We start from the raw sequence: 24,720 nt of genomic DNA on the forward strand, positions 1-24,720 counted from the left end.
TGGGGTGGTGGTTCAGTGCTGCTCGGCGAAGTGGGCGTGGACGGCGTCGAGGAGCAGTCGCAGCCGGGCGCTCGTCACCGACGGCATCACGGGCGCGAAGGCCGCGTCGAGCTCGGCGGGCGAGCGGAACATGTACAGGACGCGCTGGAGCTGGCCGGCGAGATCGGCGATCCTGCCGTGGCAGTCGGGGTGGTCCATGGCGACCAGCTCACGTGCCTCCGCCTCCGGGTCGCTGCCGTACTCACCGGTGGGCAGCTGGGACGCGAACTCGTTGACGACGCCGAAGCGGGCGAGCGCCTCCCACTGCGAGAGCGGCAGCTCCTCGTAGCCCGGGCAGTCGGCGAACCACGGGTCGCGGACGAGTTCCGCCAGGGAACGCAGGAAGGCGTCGACGGGTTCGTCGCCGGCCGCCCGGGCGAGCCGGTCACGGAACACGGCCGGCCGGGTGCCGAACCGCTCCGTGCCGTACTCGTCCGCCAGTCCGTCGAGGAGCGAGGCCACCACGTCGAAGGGCATGACCCAGGCGATCGCGTGCGAGTCCTGCATCAGCCGGGAGAAGCGCTGGAGTTCGTCCTCCAGCGGGGCGGCCCCCGGGTTCCGCGAGGTCACGGCGAGATCGACGAGGCGGGCCAGTACCCCGCTGGTGAGGACGGCGTCGGTGGGTTCGGTCACCTGACGCATGTTAAGGGGCCTTCGGATAGGCGGTGAGCACGTAGAACGACTTGGACTCGGGCGAGTAGGCGAGGACCACGTGCACCGTGTGGACGTTCTTGGCCTGGGCCGAGTAGCCGGACGCGGCGAAGTCGGCCTGGCTCACGGAGGTGCCGACGGCCACCGGCTGCCCGTTCGTGTCCGTGACGGGGAAGTCCCAGGCCTTGACGGATCCGGGCTTGAAGGTGCCGTCGGCGACCTTCCGCTCCTGGTTGCGCATCCAGGTCTCCAGCTCGGTCTTCCTCGCCGGGTCGTTCACCGCGGTCTGCACGTACTGCTCGGCGGACGAGAGGTCGCGGAACGTCGACGCGTCGGCGCCGCCCTGGTCGCGCAGCCGGTGCATCAGCTGCTCGGGGGTGAGCCCGATGTGCTTGTCGATCGTGTGGGCCTCCTTCCCGGGCCGCAGCGCCTCGGGGGGCGGGGGCTGGAAGTCGTTGCGCTCCCACTCCATCGACGCGAGGTCGATGCCGAACCGGGCGTTCGGGTCCCGCGACTGCTCGTTGAGCGGGACGATCGACCGGTCGAACTCGAAGAGCGAGCGCGCTCCGAACGCCTCGGCCCGCGCCGACTGCGACTGGAAGGTCGGCACCGCGCGCGAGGCCTCCCGGAGCGGCTCCAGCAGCTTCTTCACCACGTCGATCTGCGTCCGCAGCGAGGCCTCGTAGGTGTCGACGGCCTTGTTCACGGCGTCCGTGTCGATGCTCGCCATCACCGCGGCGCCCAGGCCCTTCCACAGCTTCTTGAGGCGCTCGCCGAAGTTCTTGAAGAAGTCCTTGGGGTCGGTCAGGTCGAGGAGGGCCAAGGCGTCCTTGATGGCCTTGTACAGGATCCCGCGCAGCTCGGTGCGGACCTTCTCGGCGGCCTCCGCGTAGGAGCGGATGGCCTGGGCCAGCATCTGGGCCGTGGTGCTGAGGACGCCGAAGACCGGGAGGCTCGTGCCCGCGCCGGTCGGCGGCTTGTGCCCCCACTCGTAGCCGACCGTGCTCTTGCCCCAGGCCGTCGTTCCCCACAGCGACGACACGAACTGCAGCATCGCTCCGTGCCAGTCCCCGTTGGAGTGGTCGGTGATGGCGTTGATGGTGCCGTTGAGCTGCCCCTGGATGGTGCCGATGCCCGTCTGGTACGGCAGCCACGCCTGCGAGAGCTCGTTCACCCGCAGGTAGTTCGGGAGCGGCAGGATCTCCAGCGCGCGGCCGGTGCGCAGGGCCTGCTCGATCACGGTGCGCATCAGGGAGCCGGGGATGTCGCCGTCGTCGAAGATGTCGGCGAACTCGTCGACGGCGTTGCCGTCGCGGACGCCGAACGGCGGCGGGGCCGCGTACGCCGGCGGCGCGGTGATGACCTGCGGCGGCGCCTGCGGCGTGAAGGGCAGGTTGAGGGGGTGGGTGGCCGCGTCGGCCTGCCGGAAGTTGTTGGCCGTCGTGGTGAAGCCGACCGCCGCGCCGCCGATGGCGACCACGGCCTTGGCGTGGACCTCCAGGAGGAGGGCGAGGACCGCGGCGTACTGGGTGGCGAACTCGGCCGTGACGGTGCCGGAGCCGCCGACCTTGGAGTAGCCGGCGTGGACGTCGAGGAACTGCGTGAGCGCCTTGTGGAACGACTGCTGCTCGACGGCGAGGGCGTTCGACACCTGGTAGAGGTGGAGCGGCTGAACGTCGAAGCCGCCGGGGCCCGTGAACGGGTTGGTCACGGGGGGCGGGGTCGCCGGAGGCAGCTGGGGCGGCGGGCCGGACTGCGGCGGGCTCGGCGACGCGTTCGGGCTCGGCGACGGCGTCGGCTGGGGGCTGGGCGTGCCCGAGGACGGACTCGGCGACGGCAGGTGCGTGGTGCCGGGTGTCGGTGTCGTCGTGGGCTGGGGACTCGGACTCGAGCTCGGGCTGGGACTCGAGCTCGGGCTGGGACTCGAGCTCGGGCTGGGACTCGGCGACGCGGTGGCGGTCGGGCTCGGCGTGGGCGTGCTCACCGGCGGGTCCCGGCCGTGCCGCCCGTTCCGTACGCCGCGCGGAAGCGCGCGTGCGTGGCTGTGCCCCGTATGTGTCCCATGAGTCCCCCCGGCTCCGTATCAGACTGGGGCCGAAGCTAACAAGGAAGCCGGCGAAATCCCAAAAGCAAAGAGGATGTTGGCCGGATCTGGCGTGCGACGGAGCCGGACCCGGCCGAAAATCGGTCGGGCCCGGCTCCTTTCCGCCGGTGGGGCGGCGGTCAGACGCGGTCGGCCGCGATCAGGAGGTACTGGAAGGAGCCGTCCTTGTACGACTCGATGAAGGCCTCCTCGATCCCGGTGACCAGCGAGGACGTGGCGCGCAGTTCCCAGTAGGGCAGGGTCGCGGCGGTGAGGTCCACGACGGCCTGGGGCACCAGACGGTTGTCGGCCATGGCGCGCAGGTATTCGCGGCGGGAGTGGATGTTGCACTCGAAATGCGCGTTGATCTGGGAGACCCACTTCGAGGGCTGGCCGTAGCGCGGGTTCCAGCAGCCGGTGATGGTGACGTAGCGGCCGCCGACCGCGAGGACCCTGGAGTGCTCGGCGAAGAGGTCGTGCAGGTCGACGTACATGCTGGACTCGTTGTTCCACGAGCCGGCCATCTGCCCGGTCTCGAACGGGGTGGCGAGCATGTTGCACACCCGGGCGTGGACGTGGTCCTCGATGCCGATCTCGCCGGCCCGCCGGTTGGCGAAGTCGGCCTGCTTGGCGGAGAGGGTGACGCCCTCCACCTTGCAGCCGAAGCGCTGATGGGCCATCACCATCGAACCGCCGCGCCCGCAGCCCGCGTCCATGAGGGTGTCGTCGGGGTTGATGGTGCCGAGGTGGTCGAGGAGCACCTCGGCCTGCGCCGACTCCAGCCGGTGCAGCTCGGCGATCAGCTTCTTCTCGTACTCGCTGTCCTCGGGGTCGCCGAGGGACGCGTGGTCGATGTCGCCGATGCCGTAGTGGTGGTGGTAGAGCCCGTCCACATCGCCGAGACGCAGGTTCACGGGCCTGGCCTCGTTGTTCCAGTAGCGGGCGATGTCGCCCTGGTAGGGCGTCGCGGGCGAAGGGACGAAGGTGGCGGTGCCTTCGGCGGTGGTGAACTCGGTGCTGGTCACAGATAAAAGTCCGTTTCTTACCAGAAGTCGGGCAGGCTGTATCGATAGGTGTTGGTCTGGTGCCAGTAGTGGTTGCCGTCGACCCACACGGCCACGCCGCGGAGGAAGCGCAGCACGACGGGGGCCGGGCAGGTGGCCGCGAGGGCGGCGGCCGCGGCCTCGAAGGCGTGCATGAGGTCGTTGTGGACCTCGACCGCCTTCAGATAGCCCTCCTTGGCGGAGAGGCCCTCGCGCTCGGCGATCACCACGGGCAGGTTGAGGTGCGTGCCGGGACTGTCGAGCTCCTTGGTGTAGGAGTACAGGTCGTTCACGATGGTGGTCGCGTTCCCGGCGAGCGCGATGACCCGCTGCATGGCGGGCTGGGCGTGCAGGTCGGCCGGCAGCTCGTAGCCGCCGACGGTGTCGGTGATGGTCGGGCAGGGGCGGAAGTTGTTGAACTGGCGCATCGCCAGGTACTCCCACACCTCCGGCACGTGGTCGGTCTCGGCCCACGCCGCCTCGGCGAGGTACCCCATGTGCAGCCGTGCCATGTCGTGCCGGAAACGGTCGGCCTGGGACGGCGTGGCCAGTCGGCAGAAGTAGTCCATCGCCGAGCGGTAGGCCCGTCGCGGGGCGTCCGATCCGAGCGACTCCCGCCAGGCCGGCGCGTACTCCTCCGTGGTGTGCACCGGGTCGAGCGCCGTGTGCGCGAGGAGGAGACGGCTGCCGAGCCCGACGGGCGAGCCGCCGTGGTCCTCGCAGTAGACGTCGTCGACCGCGTTCTCCGCGACCATCAGGCGCGTGGCGGCCATCAGGTGGTCGACCGTCGGCGCGTCCGGGTGGCAGGCGACCATGTAGCGCCCGACGGAGAAGCCGTCGAACTGGTCCTCCCACTCCGCCGGGACCGCCTGGACCTCGTCGACCGCCCACTCCTTGATCCGGCGGCTGACCTCCGCCACCCGGGCCGGGTCGGGCTCGGCGATCGGGTGGTGGTAGAGACCGGGGATGGGCGTGCCCTGGACGGCCGTGGGCGCGTCGGCGGGCGGCGCCGCCGGTGCGGCCGGCGGCTCGGCCCTCGGGACGAGGGACAGCGCCGTCGTGCCCAGACCGCTGGGGCCGCGCAGAACGCGCTCCAGTGCGGACTCCGGCGGTACGGGGGCGAGGCCGCCGTCCGTGACGGGGGCCGCGGGCACGGCGGGTGCGGGCGGTGCTTCGACGGTCGCGGTCCCCGCGGCACCGAACGGGGCGGAGGGCGGACCGGGCAGTGGTGGACGGGCTGGCGCCGCGGCCGGACCCGGGGGCAGGGAGGAAGGCCCGGGATCGGGCATCCGTGGCTCCTTGGTGGGATGGTGGGGCCGTCCCGGCCAGGGAAGCCCGGCCCGGCGCGGCCCTCGGACGAGTCCTCGCCGCTCGGGCGCTAGTCGCGCCTGCGGGCGATCTGCACGTTCTCCAGCACGCCGAGCGCGTCGGGCACGAGGATGGCGGCGGAGTAGTACGTGGTGACCAGGTAGGAGATGATCGCCTGCTCGTTGATGCCCATGAAGCGCACCGACAGGCCCGGCTCGTACTCCTCGGGCAGGCCGGTCTGGCGCAGACCGATGACGCCCTGGTTGTCCTCGCCGGTGCGCATGGCGAGGATCGAGCTGGTCTGCTCCTTGCTGATGGGGATCTTGTTGCAGGGCAGGATCGGTACCCCGCGCCAGGCCGGGACGGACTGGCCGCCCACGTCGACGTGGTCCGGGTAGAGGCCGCGGGCGTTGAACTCGCGCCCGATCGCCGCGATCGTCTTCGGGTGGGCGAAGAGGAACTTGGTACCGCGGCGGCGGCAGAGCAGTTCGTCGAGGTCGTCCGGGGTGGGCGGGCCCGAGTGGGTCTGGATCCGCTGCTTGAAGTCGGCGTTGTTGAGCAGACCGAACTCGCGGTTGTTGATCAGCTCGTGCTCCTGGCGCTCGCGGAGCGCCTCGATCGTGAGCCGGAGCTGTTCCTCGGTCTGGTTCATCGGGCCGTTGTAGAGGTCGGCGACCCTGGTGTGGACCCGCAGCACGGTCTGCGCGACGGAGAGCTCGTACTCGCGCGGCTTGAGCTCGTAGTCCACGAAGGCGCCGGGGAGTTCGGCCTCGCCGACGTGGCCGGCCGACATGGCGATCTCGGCCTCGCCGTGCTTGTTCTGCCGCTGCTCGGGCAGCGAGCTGAAGTTCCGGATGTGCTCCGCGAGCGCGGGCGCCTGGGACTGCACGGCGGCGAAGTCGGCGCGGGAGAGGGTGAGCAGGGTGCCGGGCGTCTCGGCGGTGGCGGTGTAGTCCCACATGGCGTCGGCGTCCAGGAGGGCGTTCTCGCCGAACCGGTCGCCGTCGGCGAGGACCGCTACGGCGACCTCGTCTCCGTACTTGCCGACCGAGGTCTGGCCGATCCGGCCGTGGGCGATCAGGTGGATCTGCTCGGCGGGCGTGCCGCGCTCGACGATGACCTCGCCGGCGCGGAAGTCGCGCTGGACGCACCGGTCGGCGAGGGCCCTGAGCACCTCCTCGTCCTCGAAGTCGCGCAGCAGGGCGAGTTCGCCGAGTTCCCGGGGGATGACCCGGACGGCGGCACCGTCCTGGACGAACTCGATGACACCGTCGCCGACGGTGTAGGTCAGCCGGCGGTTGACCCGGTAGGCGCCGCCCTTCGTCTCCACCCACGGCAGCATCCGCAGCAGCCACCGGGAGGTGATCTCCTGCATCTGCGGGGCGGACTTGGTCGTGGTGGCGAGGTTACGGGCAGCCGCGGTGCTGAGGCTGGACTGCGGCCGCGACGGCTCCAGCTCCGTGTCCGGGCCGGTCTCAACGGTCATGGGACGAGCGCTCCTTGAAAAGAGGAAAAACCGACACAATCTCTGGGAATCCGTCCAGATCCGTGGGAACAGTAGCGGCCTGAGGACGGCGTCCGCCCAGCTGGAACGGGGGCATTACCTCGAAGCAGTGATCTTGTTCGACGCGGGGTTTATCCGGGCCGACGACGACATTCGAGCCACCCGGGGAGAGCCCGCGGGGGCGCGCGCTTCCGGCTTTGCGCCCCTGCGCAACTCCGTTAGCGGAAATCCACTTTGACGATCCCTCAGGTCATGACCCGGGAGACGGGTGCGCGACGGCGCACGACGGCGTCCGCCGAACGGGCGGCCCCGCACGCCGGAGGCGAGACGTTTCAGCCACACCGCCCGCGCGCCCGCGCCGACGGACCCGCGGCAGGCGGGTGCGGCCACCCGGGGTCGAACAGGAGTCCACACGAACGGGCGCCCGGCGGGCGGCCCGATGGATGGAGAAGAGGGCGGCCGGAGGGGCGACGGCGTCTGATGTAATCGTCGACGGACGGTCCCCGGACGTGGGATCACCGGCTGGGGGGACGTTGGAAGAGCTGGGCGCCGCAGACCCGCGGCAGGTGGGGCGCTACCGGATCCTCGCGCGCCTCGGCGCGGGCGGCATGGGCCGGGTGTACCTGGGACGCTCCACCAGCGGCCGGATGGTCGCCGTGAAGGTGGTGCGCGCCGAACTCGCGGAGGACCCCGACTTCCGGCGCCGCTTCGCCCGGGAGGTGGAGGCGGCCCGCCGAGTGACGGGATTCTTCACCGCGGCCGTCGTCGACGCCGACCCCGAGGGCTCCCCCGCCTGGCTCGCCACCGCGTACGTGCCCGGCATGCCGCTCGACGCGGCGGTCCGCGCCCACGGCGCCTGGCCCCGGCGCCCGCTGCTCGTCCTGGGGGCCGGCCTGGTCGAGGCCCTGGAAGCCATCCACGGCACGGGGCTCGTCCACCGGGACCTGAAGCCGTCGAACGTGCTCCTCGCCGCCGACGGTCCCCGCGTCATCGACTTCGGCATCTCCATCGTCGCGGAGGCGAGCGTCCTCACCCGGACGGGCATGGTGATCGGCACTCCCGGTTTCATGTCCCCGGAGCAGGTGACCGGACGTCAGGTCGGGGCGGCTAGCGACGTGTTCTCCCTCGGGGCGGTGCTGGCCTACGCGGGGACCGGTGCGGCACCGTTCGGCAGCGGCTCTCCGCACTCGGTGAACTTCCGCGCCGTGTACGAGCCTCCCGCTCTCCAAGGCCTGCCCACCGACACCGACTTCGTCGGCCGGTGCCTGGCGAAGGATCCCGAGCAGCGGCCCACCGTTCCCGAACTCCTCGCCGAGTTCGCCCGGTTGCTCGGCGAGACCGGCGGCCACACGTACGGCGGCGGGCTGCCCAAGGAAACCGACTGGCTGCCGGACGCGGTGGCCCTGGCCCTCACCCGCCCGACGGGCCCCGAATCCCCGGCGGCACCGTCAGCGGATCCGTCGCCGGATCCGGCCCCCGCGCCGGACCCGCGCACCTCCGGTTCGGGCAAGGAGGACGGTGCCGGACCGGCGCCGACGCCTCCGGACCCGCGGGACGCCCTGATCAAGAAGCCCGCGCCGGCACCGGATCCGGCCCCCGCCCCGGCGCCGGACCCCGCCACGGCCACCCCGGCCACCGCTCCCCCGGCCACGCCGCCCGCGCCTGTGCCGCCCCCGCCCCTCCCGCCGACGCCGCCTCCCACACCGGCACCGACGTCCGGACCGGTGGCCGGCACGACGGCGCCGCAGCGGCCCGGCGGCGATCCGGTCCTCGTCTCCACCTGGACGTCCGGCTCTCCCGCGACGTCACCGTCCCGCCCCGCCGGCGCCCGTCCGGGCGGACGCGCGCGGACCCGCCGTATCGTGGCGATCGCCGTCGCGGCGGCACTGGTCACCGGCGGCGGCGTCACCGCCCTCGTCGTCAATCTGGGCAAGGACAAGGACAAGGGCGGGAACACCGCGGCCACGGGCGGCGGCTCGGGCTCGCCCTCCGGAGGAACCGCCTCCGGCGGCTTCGACGCCGCGGTCGGCAAGGTGGTCAACGCCTCGGCCCGGAAGGGCGGCACCCTGCGCCTCGCCAGCGGCGTCGACGCCGACTCCTGGGACCCGGCCCGCTCCTACTACGGGTGGGTCTGGAACATGCAGCGCCTCTACAGCCGGACGCTGCTCACCTACGACACGAAGCCCGGCAAGCAGGGCCTCGAACTCGTCCCCGACCTGGCCGAGGCCCGGCCCGAGGTCTCCCCGGACGGAAGGACGTACACCGTCAGGCTCAGGACCGGGGTGACGTTCGAGGACGGCACTCCGATCACCTCCCAGGACGTCAAGTACGCGATCGAGCGCGTCTTCGCGCAGGACGTCCTCTCCGGTGGTCCCCTCTACATGACGGAGCTCCTCGACCAGGGGCAGAACTACCTGGGCCCGTACAAGGACGGCGGCACCGGTCTGAAGTCGGTCGGGACACCGGACGAACGCACCCTCGTCTTCCGCCTCGCCGCACCGGACTCGCGCTTCCCGCACCTGCTGGCCACGGGTGCCACCGTGCCCGTGCCCAAGACCAAGGACACCGGCAGCCGCTACGGGACGAAGCCGGTCTCGTCGGGGCCCTACAGGTTCGACTCGTACAAGCCCGGCACGTCGCTCGTCCTGGTGCGCAACACGAACTGGAGCCCGGCGACCGACCCACTGCGGAAGGCACTGCCGGACCGGATCGAGCTGAACGTCTCCTCCGATCCGGAGCAGGTGGCCCGGCGGCTCGTCGACGGCAGCGTCGACCTCGACGCCTCGCAGGCCGGGCTGACCCAGGCCTCCTCCGTCAAGGTGCTCCGGGACCAGAAGCTGAAGGCCCATGCCGACGCCCCGTACTCCGGCTACCTCCGGGCGTACGCGCTCGTCTCCAAGACGGCTCCGTTCGACGACGAGCACTGCCGCAAGGCCGTCCTGTACGCGGCCGACACCACCGCGCTGGAGACCGCCCACGGCGGTCCGGTCGCCGGCACCCGCTACGGCAACATGCTGCCGCCGACCGTCCCCGGCAGCGACGCCTACGACCCCTTCGGCCTGACGACGGGGAAGCCCCGGCCGGCGAAGGCGAAGGAGGAGCTCGCTGCCTGCGGACGGCCGAACGGATTCACCACCAGGATCGCCGTGCGCGAGTCCAGGCCGAAGGACGTCGCGGCCGCCGAGGCGCTCAAGGCCGCCCTCGGGAAGGTGGGCATCACCCTGGAGATCGAGAAGCTGGAGATCTCGAAGTTCTTCGAGACCGCCGGCTCTCCCAGCCAGGTGAAGAACAAGGGCTACGGCCTGATCTCGACCAACTGGGTCGCCGACTTCCCGCACGGCTCGGGCTTCCTGCAGCCGCTGGCCGACGGACGTCAGATCCTGCCGAGCAGCAACACCAACTACGCCCAGGTCGACGACCCGGCGATCAACGCCCTGTTCGACCAGGCCAGGGCCGAGAAGGACGGCACGCGGGCCACCGAGCTCTACCGCCAGATCAACCACAGGCTCACCGACGGCGCCTACTACCTGCCGGCGTCCGCCGTGAAGTCCCTCAACTACCGCAATCCCCGGCTCACCAACGTGTACGTCAGCGAGGCCTACGGCATGGTCGACATCCAGTCCCTGGGCGTCACCGGCTCCTGAGCCGCACCCGGAGCCGGCACCTGAGCCGGCTCCGGCACCGAGCGGCACCTCCGTGGCCTCCGTGTCACTCCGGATGGTTCCGGATGGTTCCGGATGTTATGCCCGACGCCCTCGGCACCGCCTTGTCGGCGACCTCCGCCAGTCCGACCGGTCCGGGCGTCGGTCCGCACGCGGACACGCTGGGGACGGCCGATGAAATCCCGATGACGCAGCCGCTCGTCCACCCGGGCGCGATGATCCATGTCACTGCTCGGGTGCCTTCAGAACGTCACCGGGCAGCCCTTAGCGTTGCCGAAACGAGCCGGGCGAAGGGATCAGAAATGTTCCGCAAGGTGTTGGTGGCCAACCGCGGCGAGATCGCGATTCGCGCGTTCCGCGCCGGCTACGAACTGGGCGCGCGCACGGTCGCCGTCTTCCCCCACGAGGACCGCAACTCGCTGCACCGGCTGAAGGCCGACGAGGCGTACGAGATCGGCGAGCCCGGGCACCCGGTGCGCGCCTACCTCTCGGTGGAGGAGATCATCCGGGCGGCCCGTCTGGCGGGTGCCGACGCGGTCTACCCGGGGTACGGATTCCTGTCCGAGAACCCGGAGCTGGCGCGCGCGTGCGAGGAGGCGGGCATCACGTTCGTGGGCCCGTCCGTGCAGACCCTGGAGCTGACCGGCAACAAGGCGCGTGCGGTGGCCGCCGCCCGCGCGGCCGGGGTGCCGGTGCTCGGTTCCTCGGCGCCGTCCACCGACGTGGACGAACTGGTCGCGGCCGCCGAGGACATCGGCTTCCCGGTGTTCGTCAAGGCGGTCGCCGGCGGCGGCGGGCGCGGGATGCGGCGGGTCGAGGAGCCGGCGGCCCTGCGCGAGGCCATCGAGGCGGCGGCCCGCGAGGCCGAGTCCGCGTTCGGCGACGCCACCGTCTTCCTGGAGAAGGCCGTCGTCGACCCCCGGCACATCGAGGTGCAGATCCTCGCCGACGGCGAGGGGAACGTCATCCACCTGTTCGAGCGGGACTGCTCGGTGCAGCGCCGCCACCAGAAGGTGATCGAGCTGGCGCCGGCCCCGAACCTCGACCCGGCGGTACGGCAGCGCATCTGCGACGACGCCGTACGGTTCGCCCGCGAGATCGGCTACCGCAACGCGGGCACCGTGGAGTTCCTCCTCGACCCCGAGGGCAACCACGTCTTCATCGAGATGAATCCGCGCATCCAGGTCGAGCACACGGTGACCGAGGAGGTCACCGACATCGACCTGGTGCAGTCGCAGCTGCGCATCGCCTCGGGGGAGACCCTCGCCGACCTCGGCCTGGCGCAGGAGTCCGTCGTGCTGCGCGGCGCCGCGCTGCAGTGCCGGATCACCACCGAGGACCCGGCCAACGGCTTCCGCCCGGACACCGGCATGATCAGCGCCTACCGCTCTCCGGGCGGCTCGGGCATCCGGCTGGACGGCGGCACCACCCACGCCGGTACGGAGGTCAGCGCCCACTTCGACTCGATGCTGGTCAAGCTGACCTGCCGGGGCCGGGACTTCAAGGCCGCCGTCGGCCGTGCCCGGCGCGCGGTGGCCGAGTTCCGCATCCGGGGCGTGTCCACCAACATCCCGTTCCTGCAGGCCGTGCTCGACGACCCGGACTTCCAGGCCGGGCAGGTCACGACGGCCTTCATCGAGCGGCGGCCGCACCTGCTGACCGCGCGCCACTCGGCCGACCGCGGCACGAAGCTGCTCACCTATCTCGCCGACGTCACCGTGAACAAGCCGCACGGCCCGCGGCCCGAACTGGTCTCCCCGGTCACCAAGCTGCCGGCGCTGCCCGCCGGCGAGCCGCCCGCCGGCTCCCGGCAGCGGCTCACCGCGCTCGGCCCCGAGGGCTTCGCGCGGAGCCTGCGCGAGTCGCCGACCATCGGCGTCACCGACACCACCTTCCGCGACGCCCACCAGTCGCTGCTCGCCACCCGGGTCCGCACCAAGGACCTGCTCGCCGTGGCCCCGGCGGTGGCGCACACCATGCCGCAGCTGCTGTCCCTCGAGTGCTGGGGCGGCGCCACCTACGACGTGGCGCTGCGCTTCCTCGCGGAGGACCCGTGGGAGCGCCTGGCGGCGCTGCGCGACGCGGTGCCGAACATCTGCCTGCAGATGCTGCTGCGGGGCCGCAACACCGTGGGCTACACCCCGTACCCGACCGAGGTGACCGACGCCTTCGTACAGGAGGCCGCCGCCACCGGGATCGACATCTTCCGGATCTTCGACGCGCTCAACGACGTGGACCGGATGCGGCCCGCGATCGACGCCGTACGGGAGACGGGGACGGCGGTCGCCGAGGTCGCGCTGTGCTACACGTCCGACCTCTCCGACCCCGCCGAGAAGCTGTACACGCTGGACTACTACCTGCGGCTCGCCGAGAAGATCGTCGACGCCGGCGCCCACGTGCTCGCGGTCAAGGACATGGCCGGTCTGCTGCGCGCCCCCGCCGCGGCCAGGCTGGTCTCCGCGCTGCGCAGGGAGTTCGACCTGCCGGTGCACCTGCACACCCACGACACCGCAGGCGGCCAGCTCGCCACGTACCTCGCGGCGATCCAGGCCGGGGCGGACGCGGTGGACGGCGCGGTGGCGTCCATGGCCGGCACGACGTCGCAGCCCTCGCTGTCGGCGATCGTCGCCGCGACCGACCACTCCGACCGGCCCACCGGCCTCGATCTGCAGGCGGTCGGCGACCTGGAGCCGTACTGGGAGAGCGTCCGCAGGATCTACGCACCCTTCGAGGCGGGTCTGGACTCCCCGACCGGGCGCGTGTACCACCACGAGATCCCCGGCGGCCAGCTCTCCAACCTGCGCACCCAGGCGGTCGCGCTCGGCCTCGGCGACCGCTTCGAGGACGTCGAGGCGACGTACGCGGCCGCGGACCGGATGCTGGGCCGGCTGGTGAAGGTCACGCCGTCGTCGAAGGTGGTGGGCGACCTCGCGCTGCACCTCGTGGGCGCCGGGGTGGCGCCCGAGGACTTCGAGGCGGCGCCGAACCGCTTCGACATCCCCGACTCGGTCGTGGGCTTCCTGCACGGCGAGCTGGGCACGCCGCCGGGCGGCTGGCCGGAGCCGTTCCGCAGCAAGGCCCTGGAGGGCCGGGCCGGGCCCAAGCCGATGCGGGAGCTGACCGCGGAGGACCGGGCGGGCCTGGAGAAGGACCGCCGGGCGACGCTGAACCGCCTGCTCTTCCCCGGGCCGACGCAGGCGTTCGAGGCCCACCGCCAGGCGTTCGGCGACACCAGCGTGCTCGACAGCAAGGACTTCTTCTACGGGCTGCAGCCCGGGAAGGAGTACGCCGTCGACTTCGGCCCCGGCGTGCGGCTGCTCATCGAGCTGGAGGCGGTCGGCGAGGCCGACGAGCGGGGCATGCGGACCGTGCTGTCCACCCTGAACGGCCAACTGCGCCCGACCCAGGTGCGCGACAAGGCCGCGGCCGCCGACCTGCCGGTGACCGAGAAGGCCGACAGGTCCGACCCGGGGCACGTCGCGGCACCGTTCGCCGGCGTGGTCACGCTGGCCGTCGCCGAGGGCGACGAGGTCGAGGCCGGTGCGACGGTGGCCACGATCGAGGCGATGAAGATGGAGGCCGCGATCACCGCGCCGAGGAGCGGCCGGGTCTCCCGCCTGGCCATCGCCCGCATCCAGCAGGTGGAAGGCGGCGACCTCCTCGTAGAGATCGCCTGAGACCTCGCGCGAGACCGGCGGCCGGGACACCTCTCCAGGTGTCCCGGCCGCACTGTCGTTCCCTCAGGTTCGCTATTAACGATAAGCAGCGATCAATTCGATCGCTTGATGTCATTTTTCGAGCGAATTCCGGCCGCCTAATGACGCCGTTTGACCGATGGGCGCCTTCCCTTCATCGAGGTCACACGCCAAACCCGAACTGACTATGCTCCCCACATGTGTTGCGGCGCGCTCACTGCGAGTGATGGACGCTGCCATTCGAGCACGTGTGCGCGGCCGAGCGACGTCGCTGTTCCTTCCTGACGGCGCGTCGCATCACTTCGCATCACTTCGGTCAGCTCGTATTCCCGACTGTTTAGGGACGCCCTTGATGGTTCGCGCAGGTTCAACTTCCAGAGCCCGGCCCCGTGCGACAGCTCCGGTGTGGCTCGTCCCGCCGGGGCTCCTGGCCGGCGTCCTCGTCATAGGGCTGGCCCTCTCCCCCGCGCAGATACGGCCCACGATCGCCTGGTGCGGCCTCGCCGCGGTGTCCCTCACCGTCGTCAGCTCGATGGTGACGGTGCGCCTGTCACGAGCGGCGGAGGCGGCCCGTCACGCACGGGCGTCCGCCGAGGCCCGGGAAGCGGCCGCCCAGCGCGAGGCCGCGCTGCTCGGGCGCCTGGCCGACCAGCGCACCGCCACCACGTGGATGGCCGAGAAGCTCCTCCCCGCGGCCGTCGCCCGGCTGCGCAAGGGCGACGCCACCTCGGACATCCTGTACTCCGTCTCCTTCGGGGAACACCTCGACGACGAGTTCACCAAGGCGCTGCGAGGCGCCCTGCGGACGCTTCTCGAGGCCGTGGAGGCCGAGGAGAGCACACGGGACTCCTCCCAGCGGGCACTCGTGGCCGTCGCACGCCGGGTCCAGGCGATCGTGCACCAGCTCGGCAAGGACCTCCACACCATGCAGATCGTCCACGGCACGGACCTCCTGCTCTCCCGCGACCTGCAGAAGGTCGACCACCGCAACGCGCTCATCGGCCGCCTCGCGGCCAGCATCGCGGTCATGGGCGACGCCCGGCCCGGGCGCCAGTGGTCGAAGGCCATTCCGCTGTACGACGTGCTGCGCGGTGCCATGTCACGCATCGTCGACTTCCCCCGCGTGAAGCTGCAGTCGGTCACGCAGGTGGCGGTGATCGGTCCCGGAGCCGAACCGCTGATGCACCTGCTCGCCGAACTCCTGGACAACGCCACGTCGTTCTCGCCCCCGCACACACCGGTGGAGGTGAGCGCGAGCGAGGTGCCCTCCGGCATCGCGATCGAGATCGAGGACCGCGGCGTCGGACTCACCGAAGAGGTCCGGCAGCGCATCGCACGCGTCATGACCCAGTCGACGACCGGCATCTTCCTGGCCGGCCTCGGCGAGGTGACCCAGCTCGGCCTGCCGGTCGTGGCCCGACTGGCCCGTGAGCACGGCTGCGACGTCGACCTCCGCACCTCGGCGTACGGAGGCGTGCGCGCCGTCGTCCTGGTGCCCAGACGCCTGATCACCACGATGGAGGGGCCCGTCGTGAAAATCCCGGAGCCCGTCCGCAAGCGCATGGGCGGCCCGAACCGTCCGCTCCCCCCGCCCGCGGCCCGGCCAGCGGCCCGGCCCGTGGCCCCACCCGCGGCCGAGCCCGTCGCCGAACCCCTGTCCGAAGGCCCGTCGCCCTTCGTCGCGGCCGAGAAGACCGTGAACGGGCTCCCCCGCCGGCGCCGGGAGTCGCCCGTCCCGCCGCCGATCGTCCGTACGGGCCCCGAGCCCTCCGCCACCGGCACCTCTCTGCCGGCCCGCCAGCCGGGTCTGATGTGGGAGGCGTTCAACGGCACGAGGCGATCGGGCGCCGAATCCCCCACTCCACACAGCGAGCCGTCTGATGAGGTCGACTAACATGCAGCCACTGCCCAACATTGACTGGATGCTCAAGGAGCTCGTGGGCGGCGTTCCGCACGTACGACACGTCGTCGTCCTCTCCTCGGACGGCCTGTGCATCGGCCAGGCCGAGACGGCTCCCGACCGGGCCGACGCCATCGCCGCCGCCTGCTCGGGCATCCAGAGCCTGGCCCGGGCCATCGCGCAGATGTTCCCGCACGGGGACGGCTCGACGCACATGGTCGGGATCGAGGCCGACGCCGGCTACTTCTCCCTGATGGCGGCCGGCCCCGGGGCGTACCTCGCGGTCCTGGCGGACCCGGAGGTGGACGCGGGCCTGCTCGGCGACCGCATGCGCACGCTCGTGGTCCGGATCGGCCGGAACATGACCAGTCCGCCTCGTGATGACGTCCGGCAGGCGATGTGACGTCGGAGAACCAGGATCCCTGGGACGAGGCCCAACCCGTTCCGCTCTACGTCATCACCGGCGGCGCGGAGTCCTCGGCCAAGAGCTTCGACCTCGTCACCCTGATCGCGGCGAGGTCCGAACCGGAACCCTCGATGTCCCCCGAGCCGGCGGCCATCCTCTCCATGTGCCAGTACCCGCTGTCGGTGGCCGAGGTGTCGGCCTACCTCACCCTTCCGTTCAGCGTCGTCACCGTGCTGCTCTCCCAGCTCGTCGCCGACGAACACGTGGAGGCGATTGCACCCGTGCCCGTCGCGGCCTATCCCGACCGCGGCCTACTGGAGGCGGTGATCCATGGACTACGCAAACTCTGACGCGCCGCCCAAGGCAGGCCCGCGTGACACCGACCTGCTGCTGCCCCACGGCGCCAGGGGCGTGAAGGTCGTCGTCGTCGGCGGCTTCGGTGTCGGCAAGACGACCATGGTCGGAGCGGTGAGCGAGATCCCTCCCCTCACCACCGAGGAGACCATGACCCAGGCCGGCGTCGGCATCGACCACAACCCCGGCGCCGCGGGCAAGAACACCACGACCGTCGCGATGGACTTCGGCCGCATCAGCATCAACGAGGAGCTGGTGCTCTACCTGTTCGGGACGCCCGGACAGGAGCGCTTCTGGTTCCTGTGGAACGGGATCTTCGAAGGCGCGCTCGGCGCCGTGGTCCTCGTCGACACCCGCAGGATCGAAGTCTGTTTCGAGGTCGTCACCCGCCTGGAGGACCGCCGCGTCCCGTTCGTCGTGGCCGTCAACGCCTTTCCGGAGGCTCCGCACTACCCCGTACCAGAACTGCGCACGGCTCTGGCCCTCAGCGATTCCGTCCCCATCGTCACCTGTGACGCGCGCGACCGGGCGTCCTGCCGGGACGCCCTGCTCTCGCTGATGGTCTACCTGTGCACCCTCGCCGCCCAGGAGACCGCATGACCCTTCCATCCTCCGAACACGCCACCGAGGAGCCCGGGGTCCTCCCGCCGCCGGGCTGCCCGGCCCACGTGGGCACGGGAACCGGCGGCCGGACCCGGCTGCACGGCCCCGTCGCGGAGACGGACCCGATGGGCCTGTACGAGGAACTCCGCGCCGCCCATGGTCCGGTGGCGCCCGTCCTGCTCGAGGGAGACGTACGCGCCTGGCTCGTGCTCGGGTACACCGAGAACCGGGACGTGGCCACCCGCTCCACCCAGTTCTCCCGCGACCCCCGGATCTGGCACGGCTGGACGAGCGGGGAGATCGACGCCGAGACCTCGCCGCTCGTGCCGATGATCGGCTGGCGTCCCGACTGCGTGAACGCGGACGGCGAGGAGCACCAGCGGCTGCGCGGAGCCGTCACGGCCTCGCTCGACCAGTTCGACCACCGTGGCGTCCGGCGCCACATCAACCGCTTCGCGCACGAACTGATCGACTCGTTCTGCGAGAAGGGCGAGGCCGAGCTGGTCGACCGGTTCACCGAGCAGCTTCCCATGCTCACCCTCACGCACCTCCTCGGCATGTCCGAGGAGGGCGCTCCGCGGCTCGTGCACGCCGCACGCGACCTGTTCAAGGCCACCGAGACCTCGCTCGCCAGCAACGCGCTCGTGGTCGAGAGCCTCGAACAGATCGTCAGGGACAAGAAGGTGAGCCCGGGGCACGACATCGCCTCCGCCCTGCTGGCCCATCCGGCGAACCTCACCGACGAGGAGGTCATGCAGCACCTGCGCCTCATCCTGCTCGCCGGCTACGAGACCACGGCCAACCTCATGTCCAACGTCCTGCGCATGGTGGTCACCGACCCGCGGTTCCGCGGCTCGCTGGCCGGCGGGCAGATGACCCTGCCCGAGGCCGTCGAGCAGGTCCTCTGGGACGAGCCCCCGCTGATGGTGTGCCCCGCCCGCTTCGCGAACGGGGACACCACGCTCGGCGGTCAGCACATCAAGGCCGGGGACATGCTCCTCTTGGGCCTCGCCGCCGGGAACGTCGACGAGACGATCCGCCCGGACCCCGCGACCCCGGTGCACCACAACCGCGCGCACCTGTCCTTCAGCGCCGGCAGCCACGAGTGTCCCGGCCAGGACATCGGCCGCATCATCGCCGACACCGGCATCGACATCCTGCTCACCCGGCTCCCGGACATCGTCCTGGCCGTTCCCGAGGAGGAGCTCAGCTGGCGCTCCTCCACCTGGGCCCGGCACCTGACGGCGCTGCCCGTCACGTTCGCCCCCCGCCCGCCCAGGGGCGAACAGCTTCCGGCCCCGCTGCCGGCCCCGCCGCCGCAGACCAGCGGGAAGCCCACGCCGGCGGCGCCGACGGAGACGGTCCGGGCGAGCGGCCCGGAAACCGGCCGGCGGCCCGAGGTGCGCGCCGGGTGGTGGACGCGCCTCGGACGCCTCCTGCGCCGACGCCGGACGACGCGGGCGGACGGGCGGGACTAGAGGGAGGGGGGTGCCGGAGCGCACATGCCGGTGCCCCCTTCGCATCGTTCCTCGGCGTATCGGGGGGCTCCGGTGTACCAGGCGTGGAGACCGGAGAGGAAGCCGCAGGCTCCGTTGATCCAGGTGTCGAGCTCGGCCCGCTCGTCCTGACGTAAGCCGAACTGGCGGGCGAGGCGCGGGATTTCGTCCCGCCGTAGGTCCTCGAAGTCGCGCATGCGGGAGTTCACCAGATGGACGGCGGCGGGAACGGCCTCGTGGAGGGGGATTCCCATGGACGTCCCTATGACCACGACCAGGTTGTTGACGTCTCGTTCCTCGTGGACCTCCCGTTCGTAGGACGCGATGTCGTTGGCGAGTCCCATGACGTCCATGAAGGCGGCCAGCAGTCCGTGGACGGTCCGACTATGTCGGACCCGCTCGGGTATTCGTGCACCCGTGGAGAGTTCGACGGAGTAGGGCGCGGTGTGAGCGGCGAAGCTGTCGCGCCGGAAGGGCGCGTAATCGATCAGGTGCGGCACTCGGCCGGCGCGGCTGTTGGCCAGTTCCTGGACCCCCGCGTCGACGTACCGCGCCAGAGCCCGGTTGAACTCCTGCCGCCAGTGCGCCAGCCTCGGCGGGAACAGGTGCTGCTGGAGGTCCGCGATTCCCCGCTCGACGGCGTTCGTCGGTTCCGGCAGCCGCACGCCCGGCTCCGGCCGCAGGAAGGCGTGGAGCCGGGCGGTGAACTCCAGGGCGCCCTGGAAGTCACCCGTGCGTTTGAAGGCGGAGGCGAAGTAGTCGTCCCACGCCAGTGCCCATACGTTGAACCGGTGGTTGAGCCGGAGGTCGTCCGGGGCCGCGTCCGGAAGTGTCCAGGCGGTGAGCTGGTCGACCGTCATGGCCCTGAATTGGGGCCGGGTCCAGATCGCGCGGCGGTCCGGCCCGTCCGGCCGTCCTTCCGCGCCGCTCAGCATGCCCATCTCGCGCGCCCAGGTCTCGCTCTCGGCGCGCAGACCGGGCAGGTGCGGATTGACCCGCAGCGGATGAGGCATCCACAACTCGGGGAGCTCGACGGCGGGCATGGTCATGGTCACTCCACCTCCCCCTCAGAATCAGCCATCAGTTCGACGGCGCGACTGAATTTGCCCGTGCCACTGACCGCCGTCCATTCCCTCCGGAGGGTGCCCCAAACCTGCCGCCCTGGCCCGATCCGCACCCATGCCCCCGCGCACCCGCGATCACCGGGGCGCCCGCCCCGGCTCCGAACGCGCCGAAGGCCGCCCTCTCGATCCCGAGAGAACGGCTTCCGACCTGCGTTTCCGCAGGGCCGGGACGACAGGTGTGAACCCGCGCCCCCTTGACCACAGGAGTGGGTCGGGGAAGCGCCTTCGCGGCGGCGACCGGAGTCGGCCACCCCGCGCGACGACGAGCGTGCGCTCCCACGGCCCCTCCTGGGCGCCGCCGTCGGAACCGTAGGCGCGCGAGGGCGCTCGCGCCGGAGCGTACGCCCGGCACACCGGCGCGCGGGGACAGCGGGCGGGCATCGAGTACCGGCCGCTATACGGACCGTGGACACCGGCGGCGCAGCATCGGCGGACAGCGTCAGGGAGCCGACGGTCCGCTGCTCGCCCGTCGCCGGGTCGGGAGCGGTGCGGAAGACACCCGCGTCGCCGCTTTCGCCGGCCGGCACCCGTGCGCCCGGACCGTGTGCCTCCGATTGGCCGCATCCGCACCCCGGTTGCGGCCGGTGTGTCGCGGGTATCCCTCCGGCGCGCTCATCCGAGGGGGGACCATGAACAGCGAAGAGGACAACGAGGAGACCGGCGGCGAGCCCGGCAAGCGCCTGCGCGGCCGCGCCGAACTGCTCTGGCGCATCGGCACGGTGGTGGCCCTGGTGGCCTGGATCGCCTTCCTGATCTCGATCTACGAGGATCCCGGACCGGTGTGCGGCACGGGCCAGGACAAGGGCCCCTGCTGACGCACGGAGGGTTTCAGGCCACGCCACGGATGCGGCTGACCAGGAGGCCGCCGATGAGGATGACCAGGGCCGCGGCGGTGTAGAGGCCGGTGTAGCCGCCGAGGTGGGCGATGACCGGCGAGGCGAGGGCGGGAGCCAGCACCTGGGGGCCCGAGTTGGCGATGTTGATGACGCCGAGGTCCTTCGCGCGGTCCGCGGCCTCGGGCAGGACCTGGGTGACCAGGGCCTGGTCGACGGCGAGGTAGACGCCGTAGCCCGCGCCGAGGACCGCTGCCGCGGCGAGGGTGGACGGCCAGGTGCGGAACAGGGCGAGGAGCAGCGCCGCGGCGGCCATGACCAGCGCACACAGGACGACGAAACCCTTGCGGCGCCCGACGCGGTCGGACAGCACCCCCACGGGAACGGCGGTGAGCGCGGCGCAGGCGGTGTAGACCAGCGTGAGGACCAGTACGCCGGTGCCCGGGTCGCCGTAGTGGACGGCGTCGGCCAGGAAGTAGAAGAGGTAGAGGGTGCCCAGGGCGTTGCCCAGGTTGATCAGGAACCGGGTGAGCCAGGCCCAGCCGAAGTCGGGGTGCCGACGAGGACTCAGCCACAGCGAGCGCGCGAAGGCGCGGGCGTCGAAGGCGGGGCGCAGTTCCGACGGAAGCGGCGGCTCGGCGTACCGGAGCACGAAGGGGAGGGCGAGGGCGACGGTGAGCACGGCCAGGGTCACGTAGCCGGACAGGACGCCGGTGACCAGGAGGGTGGTGACCAGCGCGCCCAGCACGAGGCCGACGGACTGCATCAGGCCGGTCCAGCCGGAGACCTGGGCGCGTTGGCCGAGCGGCACGCGGTCGGCGATCGGGGTGGTGACTCCGGCCAGCATCGCGTTGAGGCCCGCCTGCGCGAGGCACCAGCCGACGGCGACCCCGGCCACGGTGTGCTGCGAGGCGGTCACCGCGAGCCCCGCCGCCCCGGCCAGGGCGCCCCCGAGGATCCAGGGCCGCCGGCGGCCGAAGCGGCTCGTGGTCCGGTCCGACCAGGCGCCCGCGAGCGGATTGGCGATCACCGCCACGAGCGCGCCGAGACCGGTGACGAGCGAGAGCGCGGCGTTCTTGTCGTGCGGGTCGATGTGCTCGAGCTGGAGCGGCAGCAGGATCTGGATGGGCGTCATGAACGCCATGAAGACGGCGAGCGTGGCGAGCGAGAGGCTCGCCGTCCACGGGGCCGTGACCGGGACGGTGGGCTCGGCCAGGACGGCGGCGCACACGGCGTCCGCGTCGTCCGCCGCGGGGGCAGGGGCCATGGTGACTCCGTCGCTCAGGACCGCTGGGAGGCGATGAGGTCGCGGTACCACGCGAAGCTCGCCCTGGGCGTGCGACGCAGGGTGGCGAAGTCGACCTCGACCAGGCCGAAGCGCTGGTGATAGCCCTCCGCCCACTCGAAGTTGTCCAGCAGCGACCAGGTGAAGTAGCCACGTACGTCCACCCCTCGGTCCATGGCGCGCCCGACCGCGGCGACGTGTCCCGCGAGGTAGTCGATGCGCTCCTGGTCCTGGAGTCCGGCCGGCTGCGAGCAGCCGTTCTCGGTGATCCACACCGGCGGCAGGGCCGTGCCGTAGCGGGTCGCGAGACCGGTGAGCAGCTCCGTGAGCCCGTCGGGGACCACGGGCCAGTCGAACGCGGTGCGCCGGTAAGCCTCCTGCGGCTCGGCGAGGTCGAAGGGCAGTCCGGCGGCGGGGTCGGCGGGAGCGGTGACCCAGGTCGGGTTGTAGTAGTTGATGCCCAGACCGTCCAGCGGTTCGGCGACCGTGGCCAGATCGCCGTCGCGCACCACCCCTCCCCACTCCGGGTCGGTCATGCCGTAGGCGGACAGGTCCGGGTAACTGCCCAGCAGGATAGGGTCGTTGAACAGCCGGTTGTGCAGGACGTCGTAGGCCGAGGCCGCGGCGGTGTCCTCGTCCGACCGGGCGTCGGGCCGCAGGCGCACCGGCGTGCAGTTGTTGGCGATCAGCACCTGCGCGTGCGGAACCGCGGCCCGCAGGGCGGCGGTCGCCAGCCCGTGGCCGAGCAGCTGGTGGTGGGCGACAGGCAGCGCGTCCAGCATCAGCGCGCGGCCCGGCGCGTGGACGCCGAAGCCGTAGCCGAAGGACATGTGCACGAAGGGCTCGTTCAGGGTGATCCACCGCTTGACCCGGTCGCCGAGCCGTTCCGCGGTCACGGCCGCGTACTCGGCGAACCGGTGCGCGGTCTCCCGGTTCAGCCACCCGCCCTCGTCCTCCAGGGCCTGCGGCAGGTCCCAGTGGAACAGGGTGGGGGTCGGCTCGATCCCGGCGTCGAGCAGCGCGTCGACCAGCCGGTCGTAGAAGTCGAGGCCGCGCGGCTCGACCCGCCCCGCACCGGCGGGGAGCACGCGCGGCCAGGAGACGGAGAAGCGGTACGCGTCGAGGCCGAGCCGGCGCATCAGCGCGACGTCCTCGGCGAGCCGGTGGTAGTGGTCACAGGCGACGTCGCCGGTGTGGCCGTCGCGCACGGCCCCGGGGCGTCGTACGAAGGTGTCCCAGACGGAGGCACCCTTGCCGTCCTGCCCACCCGCGCCCTCGATCTGGTACGCGGCCGTGGCGGCGCCCCAGACGAAGCCCTCCGGGAACCGAGGAAGCCGTACGGGGTCGGTGGAGCTCGTGGTCACAGGCACCTGCCTCCGTTGCCGGTACGCGGAACGCCCGTGCGGGGCCGCCCCAACGACGCGTAAGGGGACGGCTGTTGGTGTCCGCGCCGCCGTCCGAGTGGGCCGCACCCTAACATGAACCGATGTTCGTGTTCTATGGGTCGGAGGGGCGCGAGGTGGGGCTTCGCGGGCGGGCTGGGCGTGAGGTGCTCCGCGGGCCGACGGGCCGGCCGGGCGTAAGGTGCTCCGCGGGCCGACGGGCCGGCCGGGCGTGAGGTGCCCCGCAGTCCGACGGGGCGGGGGGCGTGAGGTGCTCCGCGGGCGGGCCGGGCGGGCAGGCGAGCGAAGGGAAGGCCGTGCAGGGCAAGGCAGGGAGGGCAAGGCTAGGGAGGGCGGGGCAAGGCTAGGGAGGGCAGGGCAAGGCGGGGCAAGTGAGGTCAGGAAGGTCAGCTCAGAGGGGCCGGCCGTCCGACGGCACTCCCGTGGCGCCCGGGCACGACGAGCAGCGGAACGCCCCCGCTCACCCTTCCGCGGCAGACAGCCGGCCGCGCAGATCCTCCCAGTAGGCGTCCAGCATCCGCTTGAGCTCGTCGACCGTCTCCAGGTCCGGCTCGCCGCCGCCCTTGAACACCTCGTGCAGCACGGCGTTGGCGGCCCACACCACCATCCGCGTCGCCCGTCGCACCTGCTCGCCGCCCGCCCGGCCCGTCAGGTGCTCCACGATGCGCTGCAGCCCCTCGGCGATGAGGGCGTTGCTCGCCTCGTCGGCGCGGGCGAGCTCGGGACTGAGGTGCCGCCCGGCCCACAGCGCCATGCCGCCCGGCTGGGTGCGGAAAAGATCGGCGTAGACATCCACCATGGTGCCCACCAGGTCGGGCAGCCCGCGTGCGACGGCCCGCTCCACGAGGTCGTCGATGGCGGTCCGGAACGCCTCGAGGTACCGCCGGCCCAGCGCGTCCACGACGGCGCTCTTGTCGGGGTAGAACTGGTAGATGCTGCCCACCGGCGCGCCCGACTCCTCGGCGATCCGCCGCATCGTCAGCGCCTCGTACCCCTCCTGGGACAGGATCCGGTCGGCCGCGGCCAGGACCGCCTCGACCCGGGCCCGGCTGCGCGCCTGCTGCGGCTGCCGCCGCAGGCGCGCCCGCGACGCCGGCTGCGGTCCCGTTGTTTCCGTCACCCCACGCTCCCGGTCGTCCGACGCAGGGAACCTAGCACGCCCTCCCGCACGGACCGCGGGCCCAGCCGGGCCCCGGCACCCCGAGCCGCCGCCGCTCATCAGCGGCACGATGCCCCTCGCGAGATATTCGCCAGTATGTTCGGTTCCTGGGTGTCGGTGACGGGCGCCCCCGCTGCGCTCCGGCCGTCTTGCGGTCCAGAACAGGCGGAGG

The 24,720-nt window shown here is 71.9% G+C and carries 17 protein-coding genes; 8 read left to right on the forward strand and 9 right to left on the reverse strand.

What is annotated here, in order from left to right:
• Window positions 1-12 precede the first annotated feature (12 nt).
• The 5 genes from ACFY8W_RS05965 to ACFY8W_RS05985 form a co-directional block, all read right to left on the reverse strand.
• Window positions 13-672 (reverse strand): hypothetical protein, encoded by a 660-nt coding sequence (locus ACFY8W_RS05965; RefSeq protein ID WP_391100751.1) that lies wholly within the window; start codon window positions 670-672, stop codon window positions 13-15.
• A 10-nt stretch (window positions 673-682) separates the two neighbouring features.
• A complete protein-coding gene (locus ACFY8W_RS05970; RefSeq protein WP_391100753.1) occupies window positions 683-2,401 on the reverse strand; it encodes an RNase A-like domain-containing protein in 1,719 nt (572 codons plus the stop codon).
• Between the two features lie 512 nt (window positions 2,402-2,913).
• A complete protein-coding gene (locus tag ACFY8W_RS05975; protein ID WP_391100754.1) occupies window positions 2,914-3,798 on the reverse strand; it encodes a geranyl diphosphate 2-C-methyltransferase in 885 nt (294 codons plus the stop codon).
• A 17-nt stretch (window positions 3,799-3,815) separates the two neighbouring features.
• Complete coding sequence (locus ACFY8W_RS05980; RefSeq protein ID WP_391100756.1) at window positions 3,816-5,105, reverse strand: family 2 encapsulin nanocompartment cargo protein terpene cyclase; 1,290 nt, start codon at window positions 5,103-5,105, stop codon at window positions 3,816-3,818.
• A gap of 89 nt (window positions 5,106-5,194) precedes the next feature.
• Window positions 5,195-6,610, reverse strand: a complete 1,416-nt coding sequence (locus tag ACFY8W_RS05985; RefSeq protein ID WP_391100758.1) for a family 2B encapsulin nanocompartment shell protein — start codon at window positions 6,608-6,610, stop codon at window positions 5,195-5,197.
• A 551-nt stretch (window positions 6,611-7,161) separates the two neighbouring features.
• Here ACFY8W_RS05985 and ACFY8W_RS05990 point away from each other — a divergent pair.
• The 7 genes from ACFY8W_RS05990 to ACFY8W_RS06020 all read left to right on the forward strand — a co-directional run bounded on the left by ACFY8W_RS05990 (window position 7,162) and on the right by ACFY8W_RS06020 (window position 18,726).
• Window positions 7,162-10,272 (forward strand): ABC transporter substrate-binding protein, encoded by a 3,111-nt coding sequence (locus ACFY8W_RS05990; protein WP_391100760.1) that lies wholly within the window; start codon window positions 7,162-7,164, stop codon window positions 10,270-10,272.
• Window positions 10,273-10,592: 320 nt separating this feature from the next.
• The gene (locus ACFY8W_RS05995) at window positions 10,593-13,967 is read left to right on the forward strand and encodes a pyruvate carboxylase (protein ID WP_391100763.1); all 3,375 of its coding nucleotides are present in this window, start codon (window positions 10,593-10,595) and stop codon (window positions 13,965-13,967) included.
• 421 nt (window positions 13,968-14,388) lie between these two features.
• Window positions 14,389-15,879, forward strand: coding sequence for an ATP-binding protein (locus tag ACFY8W_RS06000; RefSeq protein ID WP_391100765.1), 1,491 nt, complete (start codon window positions 14,389-14,391; stop codon window positions 15,877-15,879).
• 1 nt (window position 15,880) lies between these two features.
• Window positions 15,881-16,288 carry a roadblock/LC7 domain-containing protein gene (locus ACFY8W_RS06005; protein ID WP_391100767.1) on the forward strand — a complete coding sequence of 136 codons (408 nt, stop codon included), beginning with the start codon at window positions 15,881-15,883 and terminating at the stop codon, window positions 16,286-16,288.
• The gene (locus tag ACFY8W_RS06010; RefSeq protein WP_391100769.1) at window positions 16,285-16,641 is read left to right on the forward strand and encodes a DUF742 domain-containing protein; all 357 of its coding nucleotides are present in this window, start codon (window positions 16,285-16,287) and stop codon (window positions 16,639-16,641) included. Before ACFY8W_RS06005 ends, ACFY8W_RS06010 begins: the two co-directional genes overlap by 4 nt.
• On the forward strand, window positions 16,622-17,245 hold the full coding sequence (locus ACFY8W_RS06015) for an ATP/GTP-binding protein (protein WP_391100771.1): 624 nt from the start codon (window positions 16,622-16,624) through the stop codon (window positions 17,243-17,245). The genes ACFY8W_RS06010 and ACFY8W_RS06015 overlap by 20 nt, the downstream gene beginning before the upstream one ends.
• Window positions 17,242-18,726, forward strand: coding sequence for a cytochrome P450 (locus ACFY8W_RS06020; protein ID WP_391100772.1), 1,485 nt, complete (start codon window positions 17,242-17,244; stop codon window positions 18,724-18,726). The genes ACFY8W_RS06015 and ACFY8W_RS06020 overlap by 4 nt, the downstream gene beginning before the upstream one ends.
• Here ACFY8W_RS06020 and ACFY8W_RS06025 read toward each other — a convergent pair.
• Complete coding sequence (locus tag ACFY8W_RS06025; RefSeq protein WP_391100774.1) at window positions 18,723-19,793, reverse strand: hypothetical protein; 1,071 nt, start codon at window positions 19,791-19,793, stop codon at window positions 18,723-18,725. The two genes, ACFY8W_RS06020 and ACFY8W_RS06025, sit on opposite strands and share 4 nt — an antisense overlap.
• A gap of 704 nt (window positions 19,794-20,497) precedes the next feature.
• Between ACFY8W_RS06025 and ACFY8W_RS06030 the strand changes: the two genes are divergently transcribed.
• Complete coding sequence (locus ACFY8W_RS06030; protein ID WP_391100776.1) at window positions 20,498-20,683, forward strand: hypothetical protein; 186 nt, start codon at window positions 20,498-20,500, stop codon at window positions 20,681-20,683.
• A gap of 13 nt (window positions 20,684-20,696) precedes the next feature.
• Here ACFY8W_RS06030 and ACFY8W_RS06035 read toward each other — a convergent pair whose 3' ends face one another.
• From ACFY8W_RS06035 to ACFY8W_RS06045, 3 genes are all read right to left on the reverse strand, one after another.
• A complete protein-coding gene (locus tag ACFY8W_RS06035) occupies window positions 20,697-21,968 on the reverse strand; it encodes an MFS transporter (protein WP_391100777.1) in 1,272 nt (423 codons plus the stop codon).
• 14 nt (window positions 21,969-21,982) lie between these two features.
• Complete coding sequence (locus ACFY8W_RS06040; RefSeq protein WP_391100779.1) at window positions 21,983-23,356, reverse strand: GH1 family beta-glucosidase; 1,374 nt, start codon at window positions 23,354-23,356, stop codon at window positions 21,983-21,985.
• A 493-nt stretch (window positions 23,357-23,849) separates the two neighbouring features.
• A complete protein-coding gene (locus ACFY8W_RS06045) occupies window positions 23,850-24,509 on the reverse strand; it encodes a TetR family transcriptional regulator (protein ID WP_391100781.1) in 660 nt (219 codons plus the stop codon).
• Window positions 24,510-24,720: the final 211 nt, after the last annotated feature.

This window comes from Streptomyces sp. NPDC012637, assembly GCF_042954805.1.
In the GTDB taxonomy this organism is placed as follows: Bacteria; Actinomycetota; Actinomycetes; order Streptomycetales; family Streptomycetaceae; genus Streptomyces.